The sequence below is a fragment of the Mycolicibacterium wolinskyi str. Jessa 2025 genome (genome assembly GCF_049241375.1).
Taxonomy (GTDB): domain Bacteria; phylum Actinomycetota; class Actinomycetes; order Mycobacteriales; family Mycobacteriaceae; genus Mycobacterium; species Mycobacterium wolinskyi.
Genome location: NZ_CP185960.1, coordinates 3394246 through 3410157, shown reverse-complemented (window position 1 = coordinate 3410157; position 15912 = coordinate 3394246). Strand labels below are relative to the sequence as shown.

Annotated in this window: 16 protein-coding genes; 9 read left to right on the top strand and 7 right to left on the bottom strand. The window is 66.2% G+C overall.

Features of this window, described 5'->3' with window-relative positions:
- Window positions 1-77: 77 nt before the first annotated feature.
- The 3 genes from ACOI2T_RS16750 to ACOI2T_RS16740 all read right to left on the bottom strand — a co-directional run bounded on the left by ACOI2T_RS16750 (window position 78) and on the right by ACOI2T_RS16740 (window position 3936).
- On the bottom strand, window positions 78-302 hold the full coding sequence (locus tag ACOI2T_RS16750) for a hypothetical protein (protein WP_085150463.1): 225 nt from the start codon (window positions 300-302) through the stop codon (window positions 78-80).
- Window positions 303-311: 9 nt separating this feature from the next.
- A complete protein-coding gene (locus ACOI2T_RS16745; protein WP_409505817.1) occupies window positions 312-3053 on the bottom strand; it encodes a glycoside hydrolase family 2 protein in 2742 nt (913 codons plus the stop codon).
- A gap of 145 nt (window positions 3054-3198) precedes the next feature.
- Window positions 3199-3936 carry a glucose 1-dehydrogenase gene (locus tag ACOI2T_RS16740; RefSeq protein ID WP_085150465.1) on the bottom strand — a complete coding sequence of 246 codons (738 nt, stop codon included), beginning with the start codon at window positions 3934-3936 and terminating at the stop codon, window positions 3199-3201.
- Between the two features lie 79 nt (window positions 3937-4015).
- Between ACOI2T_RS16740 and ACOI2T_RS16735 the strand changes: the two genes are divergently transcribed.
- Window positions 4016-5092: an NAD(P)H-dependent amine dehydrogenase family protein gene (locus tag ACOI2T_RS16735; RefSeq protein WP_067855853.1), complete on the top strand. Its 1077-nt coding sequence runs from the start codon at window positions 4016-4018 to the stop codon at window positions 5090-5092.
- A gap of 104 nt (window positions 5093-5196) precedes the next feature.
- Here the strand turns inward: ACOI2T_RS16735 and ACOI2T_RS16730 are convergent, their stop codons facing one another.
- Entirely contained in the window at window positions 5197-5934 is a 738-nt protein-coding gene (locus ACOI2T_RS16730; RefSeq protein ID WP_409505733.1) for an HAD family hydrolase, read from the bottom strand.
- Window positions 5935-5990: 56 nt separating this feature from the next.
- Between ACOI2T_RS16730 and ACOI2T_RS16725 the strand changes: the two genes are divergently transcribed.
- The 4 genes from ACOI2T_RS16725 (at window position 5991) to ACOI2T_RS16710 (ending at window position 10515) form a co-directional block, all read left to right on the top strand.
- The gene (locus ACOI2T_RS16725; protein WP_409505732.1) at window positions 5991-6356 is read left to right on the top strand and encodes a VOC family protein; all 366 of its coding nucleotides are present in this window, start codon (window positions 5991-5993) and stop codon (window positions 6354-6356) included.
- Window positions 6357-6454: 98 nt separating this feature from the next.
- The gene (locus ACOI2T_RS16720) at window positions 6455-7585 is read left to right on the top strand and encodes a nitronate monooxygenase (RefSeq protein ID WP_409505731.1); all 1131 of its coding nucleotides are present in this window, start codon (window positions 6455-6457) and stop codon (window positions 7583-7585) included.
- Window positions 7586-7717: 132 nt separating this feature from the next.
- Entirely contained in the window at window positions 7718-8293 is a 576-nt protein-coding gene (locus ACOI2T_RS16715) for a TetR/AcrR family transcriptional regulator (RefSeq protein ID WP_409505730.1), read from the top strand.
- The gene (locus ACOI2T_RS16710; protein WP_409505729.1) at window positions 8290-10515 is read left to right on the top strand and encodes a molybdopterin-dependent oxidoreductase; all 2226 of its coding nucleotides are present in this window, start codon (window positions 8290-8292) and stop codon (window positions 10513-10515) included. The genes ACOI2T_RS16715 and ACOI2T_RS16710 overlap by 4 nt, the downstream gene beginning before the upstream one ends.
- Window positions 10516-10518: 3 nt before the next feature.
- Here ACOI2T_RS16710 and ACOI2T_RS16705 read toward each other — a convergent pair whose 3' ends face one another.
- Window positions 10519-10926 carry a dopamine receptor D4 gene (locus ACOI2T_RS16705; protein ID WP_409505728.1) on the bottom strand — a complete coding sequence of 136 codons (408 nt, stop codon included), beginning with the start codon at window positions 10924-10926 and terminating at the stop codon, window positions 10519-10521.
- Between the two features lie 221 nt (window positions 10927-11147).
- Here ACOI2T_RS16705 and ACOI2T_RS16700 point away from each other — a divergent pair, with 221 nt between their 5' ends.
- Window positions 11148-12416, top strand: coding sequence for a cytochrome P450 (locus tag ACOI2T_RS16700; protein ID WP_409505727.1), 1269 nt, complete (start codon window positions 11148-11150; stop codon window positions 12414-12416).
- Here the strand turns inward: ACOI2T_RS16700 and ACOI2T_RS16695 are convergent.
- Complete coding sequence (locus tag ACOI2T_RS16695; protein ID WP_084356910.1) at window positions 12355-12711, bottom strand: hypothetical protein; 357 nt, start codon at window positions 12709-12711, stop codon at window positions 12355-12357. The two genes, ACOI2T_RS16700 and ACOI2T_RS16695, sit on opposite strands and share 62 nt — an antisense overlap.
- A 92-nt stretch (window positions 12712-12803) precedes the next feature.
- On the opposite strand from ACOI2T_RS16695, the gene ACOI2T_RS16690 reads away from it, so the two are divergent.
- The 3 genes from ACOI2T_RS16690 to ACOI2T_RS16680 all read left to right on the top strand — a co-directional run bounded on the left by ACOI2T_RS16690 (window position 12804) and on the right by ACOI2T_RS16680 (window position 15035).
- Window positions 12804-13595: a helix-turn-helix domain-containing protein gene (locus tag ACOI2T_RS16690; RefSeq protein WP_409505726.1), complete on the top strand. Its 792-nt coding sequence runs from the start codon at window positions 12804-12806 to the stop codon at window positions 13593-13595.
- A 64-nt stretch (window positions 13596-13659) separates the two neighbouring features.
- On the top strand, window positions 13660-14382 hold the full coding sequence (locus ACOI2T_RS16685; RefSeq protein ID WP_409505725.1) for a FadR/GntR family transcriptional regulator: 723 nt from the start codon (window positions 13660-13662) through the stop codon (window positions 14380-14382).
- A complete protein-coding gene (locus ACOI2T_RS16680) occupies window positions 14379-15035 on the top strand; it encodes a sterol desaturase family protein (protein WP_409505724.1) in 657 nt (218 codons plus the stop codon). The genes ACOI2T_RS16685 and ACOI2T_RS16680 overlap by 4 nt, the downstream gene beginning before the upstream one ends.
- Here the strand turns inward: ACOI2T_RS16680 and ACOI2T_RS16675 are convergent.
- A complete protein-coding gene (locus ACOI2T_RS16675) occupies window positions 15019-15798 on the bottom strand; it encodes a L,D-transpeptidase (protein WP_409505723.1) in 780 nt (259 codons plus the stop codon). The two genes, ACOI2T_RS16680 and ACOI2T_RS16675, sit on opposite strands and share 17 nt — an antisense overlap.
- Window positions 15799-15912 lie beyond the last annotated feature (114 nt).

Below are 15912 nucleotides of genomic sequence, written 5' to 3'. Positions count from 1 at the left end.
ACAGGATTCGACGGTGCCACAGACGGCCGGGCCACCGCGACCGATTTTCGGGGTTGGTCAGGCTTTTCGGCGCCGTGTCAGCGCTTCAGCCAACCGTTCACCGCGGCGAGGTCACGGGTGTAGGTGGTCATGATGTCGTCGTGGTACAGCGTTGCACCGCTGATTGCGCTCGACCCCTGCCACACCACGCGGATCCGGGTGGTGCCGCGCTGGTAGACGTCGACGCGGTCGAGATCGCGGTGCTGCCATCCGCCGGACTCGGCCAGTTGACCGAGTTCATGCCGCTCGTCGGTTGTGGTCATGGGCCGATCCTATCGCCGGGCCCGCTGGTCGATTGCCACGACCACCGGCGCGGTGTTGTAACCGGCTACCCGGACCCAGTTCGGGGCCGGCTCTGACGGGTCGATCCGGCCGGTCAGCTCGACGGTCTCGCCGGGATACACCGTGACGTAGTTATCGGAGTATTCGATCGGCAGGATCTCGTCACCTTCGCGACTTGAGGTGATCTCGACCCGCTCGAAGAACGCGATCTGATGGGTCGGGTTGTGCAGGCGGATCGTCACGGTCGTGCCCTCGTCGGCTTCGGCCGACCGCTGGGCCGTCACCCGCAGCGGAACCCGCGGCATCGTGTTGAGCGGCGTCATGTCGGCCCAGCTCATCTGCCGTAGGTCGAACGCCCGGTCGTTGGCCGGGCTTCCGAGGTCGTCGCGCTGCTGGGACTGCCAGTACGTGTTGTCGGCGACGACCGAGCCTGCGGCGTCGAGCAACTCGCACCGCACGAAGTACACCTCCGAGATCCGCGCGGGGCGCGGCAGCGTCAAGGCCTGAGTGGCGCCGCCGGACGGCGCGCTGACCGGACCGCTGGTGCGGTCGTCGCGCACCCGGCCGGTCAGGTCGTAGGTGCGTACCCGCACGCGCAGTCCGGATTGCTCGGCGGGCGATTGGTTGACGACCGCGATGTGGGCCGTGTCGTGGTCGCCGGTGGCGAACGAGTCGAACACCACCGACAGCGGCCGCAGGCCCTTCTTGGCGCCGAAGTACGCCCCTCCGGGCCGCAGGTAATAGTCGAAGAGGTGACCGAAGAACGATGGCCAGTGGTTGTTGAGCATCCAGTAGATGGTCATCTTGTGGGTGGCCCAGCCGAGCGCCGCGAACGCCTCGAATTGGGCCCGGGTCGACTCGTAGTGGGCGACCTGTGCCTTGCGCGCGAACTCCTCGGCGCTGCGTGACGACCCGTACCGCTGCATGACAGCAGTGCGGATGCTGTTCAGGTTGGCGTTGCCGGGGTCGGCCCCGGCGTGGAAGTACCAGGCGTCGTTGATCGGCCACAGTTTGTCTGGCGGGAGGAACTTCTTGAGGCTCGCGAACGGCGGGATGTGTTCGTTGTCGCCCTGTTCGGCATTCGCACCCCGGGTCGCCTGGTAGCGGCCACTGAACCAGTAGGTAGGCGGACGCCAGGTGTAGGGCCCGGCCATATGGATGCCGTCCCAGACGACCTCCCCGGCATCGTCATGGGCGAGCGAGGACACCGTGTCGACAACGGCGTTGGGCCAATGCAACTCGCGCAGGATGTCGTGGTAGCCGTCCAGCACGAGTTGCGGCGGCTTGCCGTCACTGCCGTTGGCCCACAGGAACGCCGACGCATGACCGCGGAGCGACAACATCTGCGACCGCAGACTGTCATCGGCGACACGGCGATCCTCGTCGTCCCACTGCCACCATTTCTCCCACTGGTTGCAGCACATCCACCCGTACATCAGCGGGATGCCGAGTTCGTCGGCGCGCTCGATGATGTTGTCGCCCGGGAACTTTCCCTCCAGCCGCAGCATGTTGAGGCCCATGTCGCGGACATAGCCCAGGATCGCGTTCTCGCGCTGCGGGTCGTACCGGTACAGCAGATCGGGTGTGTAGGCCGCGCCACGCACCAGAAAGTCGCGGCCGTTGACGGTGAGGTAGAAGCTGCCGCCCCGCCCGAGAGCCGGGAACTGCTCGTCGTCGTCGCGGTGCTGCTGAACCGTGCGGATACCGAACCGCGACTGGTCGGTGTCGGTGACGCGCCCGTACTGTACGAACTCCACCCGCAGGTCGTACAGGTTGGGCTCGCCCATCGTGTACGGCCACCACAGATCGGGATCCCGTAGGGTCAGCGCGGCGAAAGTCTCGGGGTCGAACCGGATTTCCCTGGTTTCGCCTGGTGCCAGACGGACCGCCTGATCGACCTCGACGTCGGGCTTACCGGGGCGGCTGATCGTGGCTCGCACCACGCCACGCACCGGGCTTTCGGTGGTGTTGCGGACATCGGTGTACACCGTGAGCCGGGCCCGGTCGGTGGCAGGCAGCGGCAATTCGGTGGTCACCATCGGGTCGCTGAGCACGACCGGTCCCGAGAAGCTGAGGTAGACCGGCTTGAAGATCCCGGCATTGCGGTCGGGCACAAAGGAATTCCCGCGCACCGGATCCTTGCCCGGCCCCTGGTAGCCGATGCGGTTCCAGTTGATCCAGTCCCACCAGCTGTCGGCGAGTTCCACCCCGTCGATGTCCTGTAACGCACGCTCGGGCGTGATCTTTACCGCCAAGGTGTTGGCGGCTCCGCGATTGATCCACGGCGCCACGTCCAGCTCGTGCGCGGCGTGCATACCGACCACGACCGAGTTGTCCGCGATCAGTTTCCCGTTGAGCCAGACCTCGGCTCGGTAGTTGATGCCCGGGAATTCCAGCCGGTAACTGGAGCTTCCGGCCGGCGCGTCGAACGTCGTTCGATACCACCAGTCTTGACGCCACAGGTCGTCGGGAACCGCGGCCAGATTCTCGCCGAAGTACAGATTCGGATAGGTGCCGTCGTCCTGTAGCGCCTGCAGGACGGTCGCGGGCATGGTCTTGACGGTGTGCCATTCGCCTGCGATGTCCCCCGGCGTCGACAGCGCCGCGCCGTCGGCCCGCACACTGCGAGCCGAGGCCAATTGCCAGCCCTGCGCGAGTTCGATGCGTCCCGACGGCGGCTCGGGCCGGGCGAAGGACGGCAGGTCGGCAACGCACAGCGACGACACCAACATGGTGACGAGGGCGGCCACCAGGAGACGAGCGCGTCGGGCGGAAATGGGCAGCTCCTCGAAGACCGGTGCGGCACCGCCTACCGGGCGTGATGCGGTGTCCGGTCATTCTGCCGCCGCGCGCCACGTGCCGCCGCGCCGGATGCCGTCAGAGCTTGTGCGGGACGTCGTTGACCAGGCCGCCGTCCATCACGAACTCCGCGCCGGTCGCGTAGCGGGATTCGTCACTGGCCAAGAAGACGACGAAGCTCGACACCTCGTCGGGTTGCCCGGGCCGCCCCAGTGGGATGGTCAGCATGTCCTCCGGGAAGTGTTCGGTCATCGGCGTGCGGATGAAACCCGGGTGGATCGAGTTGACCCGGATCTGTTTGGACCCGAGTTCGAGCGCAGCCGACTTCGTCAGACCACGCACGGCCCATTTGGACGCCACATACGGGTGCACCATCGCGGCGCCGCGCAGTCCCTCGATCGACGAGACGTTGATGATCGAGCCGCCGCCCGCGGCTTTCATCGCCTTGACCGACGCCTGCATGCCGAGGAACGTCCCGGTCAGGTTGACGTCGATGACCTTCTGCCACTGGGCCATGTCGAATTTGCCGATCTGGCCGAGCGCGACGATGCCCGCGTTGTTGACCAGGACGTTGAGCAGACCGAAGTCCGAGGTCGCGGTCGCGACCGCGGCGTCCCACTGGTCGGCGTCGGTCACGTCGAGGTGGACATAACGGGCCGCATCGCCGAGCGCGGCGGCAAGTGCTTTGCCCTCGTCGTCGAGGATGTCGCCGATCACCACCTTGGCGCCCTCGGCCACGAGCGCGCGGGCGTGTTCGGCGCCCATGCCGCGTGCGCCACCACTGATCAGTGCAACTTTTCCGTCAACCCGTCCCATGACGCGTGAGGCTACCGCAGGCACGGCACAAATTAGAACCTGTTCCAATTTTCCTGCCGAGTGGGCATACTTCGTTCCCATGGTCTTTCGCGTCGCCCACATCGGAACTGGAAACGTCGGCCGCCTGGCACTGACCGGACTGCTGACCAATCCGGCCTACGAGCTGACGACGCTGTGCGTCTCGACCGAATCCAAGGTCGGCAAGGACGCGGGCGAGCTTGCCGGACTTGACCTTTCGACCGGCGTCACGGCGGTCGCCGACCTCGATGCGGTGATCGCCGCCAAACCGGACTGCGCGGTGTACTGCGCGATGGGTGACACCCGCGGACCGGAGGCGATCGCCGACGTGGTGCGGCTGCTGGCGGCCGGCATCAACGTCGTCGGCTCGGCCCCGGTGAGCCTGCAGTTTCCCTGGAAGCTGATGCCGGGCAAGTACATCGCGGGCATCGAGGAAGCCGCACAGGCCGGCAACGCGAGCCTGTTCATCACGGGCGTCGACCCCGGCTTCGCCAACGACCTGATCCCGTTCGCCCTCGCAGGCACGTGCCAGAGCATCGAGCAGGTCAGGTGCATGGAGATCGCCGACTATGCGACCTACGACGGCGTGACCGTGATGTTCGACGTGATGGGCTTCGGCAAACCACTCGACGAGACGCCGATCCTGTTCCAGCCGGGGGTGCTGAGCATCGCGTGGGGTACGTCGATCCGGCAGTTGGCGGCCGGGTTGGGCATCGAGATCGACGACATCACCGAGGTGTGCGAGAAGGAACCGGCGCCCGAGGCGTTCGACATCGCCGCGGGCCATGTCGCGAAAGGCACGGTTGCCGCGCTGCGGTTCGAGATCCGGGGCATGGTCAAGGGCGAGCCGGTGATCGTGATCGAACACGTCACCCGGCTGCGTGGCGATCTTCGCCCGGACTGGGCCCAGCCGGCGCAGCCCGGCGGTTCCTACCGCGTCGAGATCGTCGGCGAACCGTCCTATGCCGTCGACATCTGCCCGACGAGCCGCAAGGGCGACCACAACCATGCCGCGATCGTGGCGGCGGCCGGGCGCATCGTGAACGCGATTCCCGATGTGGTCGCGGCCGCGCCCGGCATCCGGACGACGCTCGACATGCCGCTGGTCACCGGCAAGGGTCTCTACGGCTTGGGTTGACGCGCGTCGGTCCGCGGTTGTGCGACCTCATCCGCCGAACCCGGCGATTCGCGGATGAATCCGCACGATCGCCGAACGTGGGCGCCGCTCGGCGAGTATTGGGCCTAGCGCCGCCGTGCCACCGGACGATCCAGGGTCAGCACCGGCCAGCCGTTGTTCGCTGCGGCCGTCGCCAATCCCGGCCGCGGATTGACCGGCCGCGGATGGCCTACCACCTGCATCAGCGCGCTGTCCTCGGGACCGTCGGCATAGAAGTAACTATGTTGCAGGTCAACGTCATTGGCCGCGCAGAAGGCCTGAACCGCGTCGGCCTTGCGCGCACCCCAGATGACGGGTTTGACGATGCCTCCGGTCAGTCGGCCGTTCTCGTCGGTCTCGAAGTGGTTACACAGCACGTGGTCGATGCCGAGGTGGCGGGCAACCGGTTCGGCGTGGATGGTCAGGGCCGACGAACTCATCACGACGGTGTGGCCACGGTCCTGATGCCGGCGCACGACATCGCGCATGTGCGGGTAGACCCGGTGGGCGAAGCGCTCGGCGAACAGCAGCTCGCCGAGGTCGTCGAGTTCGGCGAGCGATTCACCGCTCAGATACCCGGCCGCTCGGACCAGGAGCCGCTCGAACGGCATCCTGCCGATTCGATAGCGGATCGAGGCCTCGATGATGCCGAGGATCTCGCCGAACGCGGCCTGCCGCTGCCGGATCCGGTGCCGCGCGTGTGCAGTCGCGGTGAACCCATCCACGAGGGTGCCGTCGAGGTCGAAGAAGGCTCCCACCTGCGCGCCACCCGGACCCGAGCCGATTTCATCGAGCGATTCCGGTGGCGACAAGGTCAGTCCCATACGGCAAGTACACCAAGGGTCTGGGCCGAGGGGCCAATCCAGACTAGAAATGGTCTATGGCTGAGCAGCTGAAGGACGTCGTCATCAACGACATCGCCGCCGTGGTCGCCACCAGCCGATTCGGCGAGTCGCTGGCTTGGTACTCGCGCATCATGGGCCGCGATCCCGACCTGCAACCGGTCGACGGCGTCGCCGAATGGCAGTTGACTTCCACCGCCTGGCTACAGCTCGTCACCGATGAGGCCGCGGCGGGCCGGACCGCGGTGCGGTTCGGCGTGTCCGATCTCGCCGCGACCATGACGGCTCTCGTCGACTACGACGTCGAGGTCGGTGAACCGCAGGTCATCGCCGATATGGTGGCCATCCTCGACGTCGCCGATCCGGATGGCAACGAAGTCTCCTTCGTCCAGGAACTTGCCTGATTCGTCGGGGTCCGGCCCCGCGCGGCACCGGTGGAGTACTAAACTAGAACACGTTTCAATTCGTGAACTTGTACATCCACCGCCCACAAGGAGCAGGTATGCACACCGCCCTCTGCGACGAGCTCGGCATCGAGTTCCCGATCTTCGCGTTCACCCACTGTCGTGACGTCGTGGTCGCCGTCAGCAAGGCCGGCGGCTTCGGCGTGCTCGGCGCGGTCGGCTTCACCCCCGAGCAACTCGAGATCGAGCTGAACTGGATCGACGAGCACATCGGCGACCATCCGTACGGCGTCGACATCGTGATCCCCAACAAGTACGAGGGCATGGACGCCAACATGTCCGCCGACGAACTCAAGGGCATGTTGCAGTCGCTCGTACCGCAGGAGCATCTGGACTTCGCGAAGAAGATCCTCGCCGACCACGGCGTGCCGGTCGACGACAGCGACGACAACGCGCTGCAGCTGCTCGGCTGGACCGAGGCCACCGCGACTCCTCAGGTCGAGATCGCGTTGCGGCACCCGAAGATGACGCTGATCGCCAACGCCCTCGGAACCCCACCGGCCGACATGATCAAGAACATCCACGCGCAGGGCCGCAAGGTCGCCGCGCTGTGCGGTTCGCCGTCGCAGGCCCGCAAGCACGCCGATGCCGGCGTCGACATCATCATCGCGCAGGGCGGTGAGGCGGGCGGCCACAGTGGCGAGGTGGGCTCGATCGTGCTGTGGCCCCAGGTGGTCAAGGAGGTGGCGCCGGTTCCGGTCCTCGCCGCAGGCGGTATCGGCAGCGGCCAGCAGATCGCCGCGGCGCTGGCTCTCGGCGCGGCGGGCGCCTGGACCGGGTCGCAGTGGCTGATGGTCGAGGAGGCCGAGAACACCCCGGTTCAACAGGCCGCGTACGCCAAGGCCAGCAGCCGCGACACGGTTCGCAGCCGCTCGTTCACCGGCAAGCCGGCGCGCATGCTGCGCAATGACTGGACGGAAGCCTGGGAGCAGCCGGAGAATCCCAAGCCGCTCGGCATGCCGTTGCAGTACATGGTTTCCGGCATGGCCGTCGCGGCCACGCACAAGTACCCCAACGAGACCGTCGACGTGGCGTTCAACCCGGTCGGCCAGGTGGTCGGGCAGTTCGAGAAGGTCGAGAAGACCTCGGCCGTCATCGAGCGGTGGGTGCAGGAATACCTCGACGCCACCGCGACGCTCAACAACCTCAACGAGGCCGCAGGCGTGTAGGCAACGCGTCGAATTCAGCGAAAGGGCTGCGGGAACTCCGGTTCCGCAGCCCTTTCGTCGTTCTCGCAACAGGTCTGGTCTGCGCCGCCCGCGTTATGTATGGTTACATACATAGCCGACGAAGGGTGGAACATGGCCGGCCCGCGTGAACGCATGGTCGTCTCCGCAGCGCTGCTGATCCGGGAGCGCGGCGCACACCCGACCGCGATTGCCGACGTCCTCGCCCACAGTGGCGCACCCCGCGGCTCGGCATACCACTACTTCCCCGGTGGCCGAACCCAACTTCTCTGCGAGGCAATCGATTACGCGAGCGACCAGGTGGCCGCTCGACTCGGCAAGGCGCCGAGCGCGCTCACCCTCCTCGACGGCCTCATCGCCGGATTCCGTAAACAGCTGCTCGACACCGACTTTCGCGCCGGATGCCCCGTCGTCGCCGTCGCGGTGGAGGCCGGCGACCCGGACCAGGCCGACACCGCGGTCGTCGAACGCGCGGGCGCGGCGTTCGTCCGGTGGACACAGCTGGTCACCCAGCGCCTCGAGGCCGACGGTGTCGACGCCGCGCGTGCCGAGGAACTCGCCATGCTGATCACCACTTCGATCGAGGGGGCGGTCGTCGTCGCGCGCGCCACGCGCGACGTCAAGCCGCTCGACCTGATCCACCGCCAGCTGCGCGAACAACTGACAACGACGAATGGGGAACCGCGGTGACCGTCGACGAATGGCAGCACACGGCTTGCATCCTGTGCGAATGCAACTGCGGCATCGTGGTGCAAGTCCAGGACCGCACACTGGCCAAGATCCGCGGCGACAAACAACACCCCGCCTCTCGCGGCTATGCCTGCAACAAGGCGCTGAGGCTCGATCACTACCAGAACAACGCCAACCGCCTGACCTCCCCCATGCGGCGACGCGATGACGGCAGCTACGAGGAAATCGACTGGGACACCGCGATCGCCGAAGTGGCCGAGGGTTTTCAGCGGATCGCGAAAACGTATGGCGGTGAACGGATCTTCTACTACGGCGGCGGCGGGCAAGGCAACCACCTCGGCGGCGCCTACAGCTCGGCATTCCTCAAGACGCTCGGCTCGCGGTACCGCTCCAATGCCCTGGCCCAGGAGAAAACCGGCGAGGCATGGGTGGATGCCCACCTGTACGGCGGGCACACCCGAGGCGAGTTCGAGCACGCCGAGGTCGCGGTGTTCGTCGGGAAGAACCCGTGGATGTCGCAGAGTTTTCCGCGGGCACGGGTGGTGTTGAACGAGATCGCCAACGATCCGGCCCGCTCGATGGTCGTGATCGATCCCGTCGTCACCGACACCGCCCGGATGGCCGACTATCACCTACGCGTCCGGCCGGGCACCGACGCCTGGTGCCTGGCCGCACTGGCCGCCGTCCTGGTGCAGGAAAATCTCTGCGACGAAACGTTTCTCGCCGAGCACGTCACCGGGGTGGACGCGGTTCGAGCCGTGCTCGGCGATGTCGACGTCGCCGATTACGCCCGCCGCTGCGGAGTCGACGAGCAACTGATCCGGGCCGCCTCGCGCCGCATCGCCGGGGCCGGCAGCGTCGCGGTGTTCGAGGACCTCGGTGTCCAGCAGTCACCCAACTCGACGCTGTGCTCGTACCTCAACAAACTGCTGTGGATCCTGACCGGAAACTTCGCCAAACGTGGTGCGCAACATTTGCATTCGGCGTTCGCACCGTTGTTCAGCAAGGCCGGGGTCGGACGCACGCCGGTCACCGGCGCCCCGGTCATCGCCGGGCTGGTCCCGAGCAATGTCGTGCCACAGGAGATCCTGACCGATCACCCCGACCGGTTCCGGGCGATGATCGTCGAGAGCAGCAATCCCGCACATTCGATCGCCGATTCGGCTGCGGTACGCGCTGCGCTCGCCGAGCTCGAGTTCCTGGTGGTGATCGATGTCGCGATGACCGAGACCGCCCGCCAGGCCCACTACGTGCTGCCCGCCGCCAGCCAGTTCGAGAAACCCGAGGCGACGTTCTTCAATCTGGAATTCCCGCACAACACATTTCATCTGCGCCACCGGCTGTTCGAACCGCTCGCGGGCACCTTGCCCGAGCCGGAGATCTGGGCGCGGTTGGTGCGGGCACTCGCAGTCGTCGACGACGCCGAGCTACGTCCGCTGCGTAAGGCCGCGGCTGACGGTCTCGCCGCGTTCACCGCGGAGTTTCTCGCCACTGTGTCCTCGAACCCCGCGCTGACGAAGGTGCTTCCGTACGTGCTCTACGAAACCCTGGGCGCGGCGCTGCCCGACGGCCTCGCCGGTGCGGCCGCGTTGTGGGGCCTGGCCCAGAAGGCCGCGATGACCTACCCGGACGCCGTGCGCCGCGCCGGACATGCCGACGGCAACGCACTGTTCGAGGCGATTCTCACGCAGCGGTCCGGCGTGACGTTCACCGTTCACGAATACGCCGATGACTTCAGCCTGATCGGTCATCCCGACCACAAGATCGCGCTGGCCATGCCCGAGATGCTCGACGAGATCCGGGCACTGCGCGCCGATCGGCCGCCACTGACCAGCCGCGAGTTCCCGATCGTGCTGTCGGCCGGCGAACGTCGCGCATACACCGCCAACGACATCATCCGGGACCCGGCGTGGCGCAAACGCGATACCGACGGGGCCTTGCGGGTGAGCGTCGAGGATGCCGACGCGCTCGGCCTCGTGGACGGCGGCCGTGCCCTCGTCATTACGGCGGCCGGCAGCGCCGAGGCCAGTGTCGAGGTCAGCGACACGATGCTGCCCGGCCACGCCTCGTTGCCCAACGGCTACGGCCTCGACTATTCCGACGGCGGGAAGGTGACGGTGCCGGGCGTGGCCCCCAACGCACTCACCTCCACCGAATGGCGCGACGCCTTCGCCGGAACACCGTGGCACAAGCACGTTCCGGCCCGTATCGAGCGGGTGTAGCCACTAGGCGGGCGGCGGCTGCGGGGGTTGCGGACCGGGCGCGACGCCGGGTGGAGGCGGCGCCGCCGGATCGAGGGGCCGCTGAGTCAGCAGGAAAAGCGCTTCGTTGAAGCTGACGTCCTGTGTCTGCATGGCATGCCAGATGTCACGCAGATACGACACCCCGCGACCCTGTTGCCCGCCGACCGGGACATCAGTCGTCCCCGGCGGCAGGTTCTGCAGGCTCGGCAGATGCGGCGTGCCTTCCGCCGTGCTCGCGAGGTCCGCAGCCGGTGGCTCGACGATCGCCGGTGCCGGTGGTGGCGGCGGTGCCGGGTCGGCTGCCGCCGATGACGCCGTCACGACGGCGGCCAGGCTCGCGCCACAGCAGATGACGACGCCAACTGCGCTTCTGATAATCCTGCTGTGCACCGCGATCCCCCTTCGTCCAGGCTTTTCTGTTCTTTCCCCGGACCCAGCCGGAGTGTTACAGCTGTGGCGGATGTTCTCTTGAGTTATCCAGTGGAACACGTTTCAGAACAACGCACCCGGAGTTTCGAAGAGTTTGAGAAACCTCCGGCGAACACGCCGTTCCTTGGTGTAGCTATTGATCACGTGAACTAGACGCCGTACCAAGGAGAACCCCTGTGGTCATGAGCGAACCTGCCCTTCACCTGCCTGCCGGCTTCGACTTCACCGATCCCGACATCTACGCCGAACGGTTGCCCGTCGAGGAACTCGCCGAGATGCGCAAGCTCGCACCGATCTGGTGGAACGAACAACCCCTGGGAACCGGCGGTTTCGACGACGGTGGGTTCTGGGTCGTGACGAAACACAAGGACGTGAAGGAGGTGTCGCTGCGCAGCGACGTGTTCTCGAGCCTCGAGAAGACCGCACTTCCCCGCTACCGCGAGGGCACCATCCCGCAGCAGATAGACCAGGGCAAGTTCGTGCTGCTCAACATGGACGCTCCGCACCACACCCATCTGCGCAAGATCATCTCGCGCGCCTTCACACCCCGAGCGGTCGAACGCCTGCGCGATGACCTTGCCGAGCGGGCACGCACCATCGTCCGGACCGCGGCTGCCGAGGGCAGCGGAGATTTTGTCGAACAGGTGTCGTGCGAACTGCCACTGCAAGCGATCGCGGGACTGATGGGTGTCCCTCAGGAGGACCGCAAGAAGTTGTTCGACTGGTCCAACCAGATGGTCGGCGACCAGGATCCGGAGTTCGCGAGCAACGACGCCATGAGCGCATCGGTCGAATTGATCATGTACGGCATGAACATGGCGGCCGAGCGGGCGAAGAATCCCGGTGACGACCTCGTCACCAAGCTCGTGCAGGCCGACGTCGAGGGCCACAAGCTGTCAGACGACGAGTTCGGATTCTTCGTCATCCTGCTCGCGGTGGCCGGGAACGAGACGACGCGCAACTCGATCACCCAGGGCATGATGGCGTTCACCGACCATCCCGATCAATGGGAACTGTTCAAGCGCGAGCGGCCCGCCACGGCGGCCGACGAGATCGTGCGATGGGCGACGCCGGTGACATCGTTTCAGCGCACCGCACTCGAGGACACCGAACTGTCCGGAGTACCCATCAAGAAGGGCCAGCGGGTGGTCATGTTCTACCGCTCGGCGAATTTCGACGAGGACGTCTTCGAAGATCCGTTCTCCTTCAACATCTTGCGGGACCCGAATCCCCACGTCGGCTTCGGCGGCACGGGCGCGCACTACTGCATCGGCGCGAACCTCGCGCGGATGACGATCGACCTGATGTTCAACGCGATCGCCGATGAGATGCCCGACCTCACGCCGCTGTCGCCCCCGGAACGGCTGCGGTCGGGCTGGCTCAACGGCATCAAACATTGGCAGGTCGACTACCGGGGCGAGGCCGGCGCGAAATGTCCTGTCGCACACTAGTGCTCGGATAGTCGATGATGGATCGCCAGTAGTCTTCCGGGATTTCGGTGTTCGACCGGAGCACCATCGCGAGCCCGGTCGCCATCGCGATGCCGAGCAACCCGAGCCACAGGCCGGCCAGGGCGATCACGATCCACAAGACCGTCGTCAGCGTCGGCCACGGCGATACCACCGCGAGAACCGGTGCGAAGAAGAACCCGGTGCCCACGTACCACGCCGAGCCGGACCGATCCGCGGCCATCACGAACCGAAGCCAGCGGGGAATCGGACGTGTGGATTGCTGTGCCGCTTGCATCGTCGCCTCCTCATATTCGTCGACGACTCCACCGTCCCGCTCCGGGGTAATCAGCACAATTACCCGAGAGGTAGTGGCAGCCCCGACCGCGGATGGGTGACACTCAGCTGGTGACCACCATCGCCCCCCAGACACCGATCGGTCCGCTCATGCGCGAGTGGCGGCAGCGCCGCCGGATCAGTCAGCTCGACCTGGCAATCGAGGCAGACGTCTCGGCGCGGCATGTCAGCTTCATCGAGACCGGTCGGTCCGTCCCGAGCCGCGCGATGGTGCTGCGTCTCGCCGAAGTGCTCGAAGTGCCGTTGCGCGAACAAAATCAACTGCTGCTGGCGGCGGGCTTGGCACCGGTGTACACCGAGCGGACACTCGACGACCCCGACATGGCCGCCGTGCGGGAAGGCGTCAGTCGCGTGCTGGAGGCCTACAACCCATATCCCTGCGTGGTGATCGATCGCGGATGGAATCTGTTGCAGGCCAACGCCGGTGCCGGGGTCATGCTGGAAGGGGTCGCACAGCACCTGCTGGCCGAGCCGAATGCACTGCGCATCACCTTGCATCCCGAGGGCATGGCACCGCGTATTCGCAACCTTGCCGAATGGCGTCACCATCTCATCACCCGGCTGCGCCGCGAGGTGGCGGTGAGCGGTTCGGCCGAGCTGGCCGACCTTCTGGCCGAAATCGAGTCCTACCCGGGCGGGATGGCGCCGGTGCGCGATCTGGGCGGCGTGGTGGTGCCACTGGAGTTGGCCACACCTGACGGAGACACCCTCACCTTCCTCTCGACTGTGACCACCTTCGGCACCGCGCTCGATCTCACCGCCGCTGAGCTCAGCATCGAGGCGTTCCTGCCCGCCGACGAACAGACCGCTGCCGCGTTGCGCTGATCGGCAGTTCGAATAACTGGTCTGACCACTTGACCTCTTACCGGCAAGGCTGCACCATGAGTCCATGGCCCTGCAACCGGTGAACCGGCGATCCGTCCCCGAGGACGTATTCGACCAGATCATTTCCGAGGTACTGAGTGGCGAGATGCAACCCGGCGAGTCGCTGCCGAGTGAGCGAAAGCTCGCCGAGGTTCTCGGAGTGTCGCGCCCCGCGGTACGCGAGGCCATCAAGCGGCTGACCGCCGCAGGCCTGGTCGAGGTGCGCCAGGGGGACGCCACGACGGTGCGGGACTTTCGCCGGCATGCCGGACTCGACCTTCTACCGCGCCTGCTCTTCCGGGCGGGTGAACTCGACATCTCGGTGGTCCGGAGCATTCTGGAGACTCGGCTGCACAATGGCCCCAAGGTCGCCGAGCTCGCCGCGCAACGCAGGCAGCCCGAGATGCCCGACCTTCTGAACGAGACGCTCGGTGCCCTCGAGTCCGAACCGGACCCCATCGAACAACAACGTCATGCGATGACGTTCTGGGATCACGTGGTCGACGGCGCGGATTCGATCGCATTCCGGTTGATGTTCAACACTCTTCGCGAGACATACGAGCCGGTGCTGCCGGCACTCGCCACGCTGATGGCCGAGGAGGTAGGCCGGCCGGAGGCGTACCGACGCGTCGCTGACGCCATCGCGGCGGGCGACGCCGCCGCGGCCCGGCAAGCCGCCCACGAACTTCTCGAACCGGCTACCGGCGCACTGCTGGGCGCCCTGGAGGCTTTGGAGGAAATCCGATGACACGCAAGGGATTCACGCTGGGCGATGCCGCTCGCGAGTTCATCAGGCACCCCTCCCCCTGGATGATCGGTGGCACGCTGATGGTTTCGGCGACCGCGCGCATCGCTCTCGGCGACTGGCAGTTGACCGACGCCGTCGTGCCCGTGGTGATGCTTGCGGTGTTCCCCCTGTTCGAATGGATCATTCACGTATTCGTATTGCACTGGCGCCCACGGAGATTCGGTCGTATCACGGTTGACTCGATACTCGCGCGCGACCATCGTAGGCACCACGTCGACCCGCGCGACATCCCGTTGATCTTCATCCCGTGGCGAGCCCTGCTGTGGGTGTTGCCGCTTGCGGTGGCGATTGCGGTGCTGGCGTTCCCTCGGCTGGAACTCGGCCTGACATTTCTGACGTTCTTGACGGTTCTAGGGCTGGGATACGAATGGTGCCACTATTTGATCCACAGCGACTACAATCCCAAAACCGCGGTTTACCGGGCGATATGGCGCAATCACCGAAATCACCACTACAAGAACGAGCACTTCTGGTTCACCGTGACGAGCACGGGCACCGCAGACCGGATACTGGGCACCTACCCCGACCCGGCTACCGTGGCCACCTCACCGACAGCCAAGAACCTGCACGCGGCCGCTACGCCCGCACGATGATCGGATCGCCCACGCTGACCGTGTCGAAGTACCAGGCTGCGTTGTCCGGGCTGAGGTTGATGCACCCGTGGCTGACGTTCGCATAGCCCTGCGATCCCACCGACCACGGCGCACCGTGCACATACACCCCGCCCCACGTCACGCGCACCGCGTCGTTGACAGTGAGTTTGTAGCCCTCGGGATCGCTCAGCGGAATGCCGATGGTCCGTGAATCCATCACCACGACAGGTTCTTTGGACAGCGCGGTGAACGTGCCGGTGGGTGTCGGGAACTTGGGCTTGCCCATGGATGCCGGCATCTCGCGCACCACCTCGTCATCGATACTGACGGTGAAGGTGTGCGCGTCGATGTCGGCGACGCCAACCACCGCGGCACCCGTCTCGAAGCTCGTCTTCGCGCCGCCCGCGGCGACGGAGATGGTCGAATGCGCCGGCCAGAACTGATCGGGTGTCCACTGCATGACATCGTCACTGAGCCAGGTGAACTCCCCGGTCGGGGTGCTCGTCGAGGACACCCGCAGGCTCTTCTCGGCTGCTCGGCGATCGGTCACCGGCGCGGTGAAGGTGACGGTCACGGGGTGTGCGACACCCACGACGTCGCCCGCAGCCGGCTCGATCTTGGCTGCGGTGGCGCCGGTGCTGACACCGGCTTGTGCGACGTTAACCGAGGCTGCGAGAGCGAGGACGGCGACGCCGACCGCCGCAAACACCTTCAGTACCGAGACACGAACTGTCCTCGTCGTGGGCGATGGTGTGCTCAGCATTCCTCCAGTGTAGGTCGTGGCGCGATCGGCACCGGTCAGGCGCGACTCGGCACCGGCCGGCGCGACGTCAGGATCACGGCGGGAGCTGCCCATGGTCACTTCATCGACACGTCC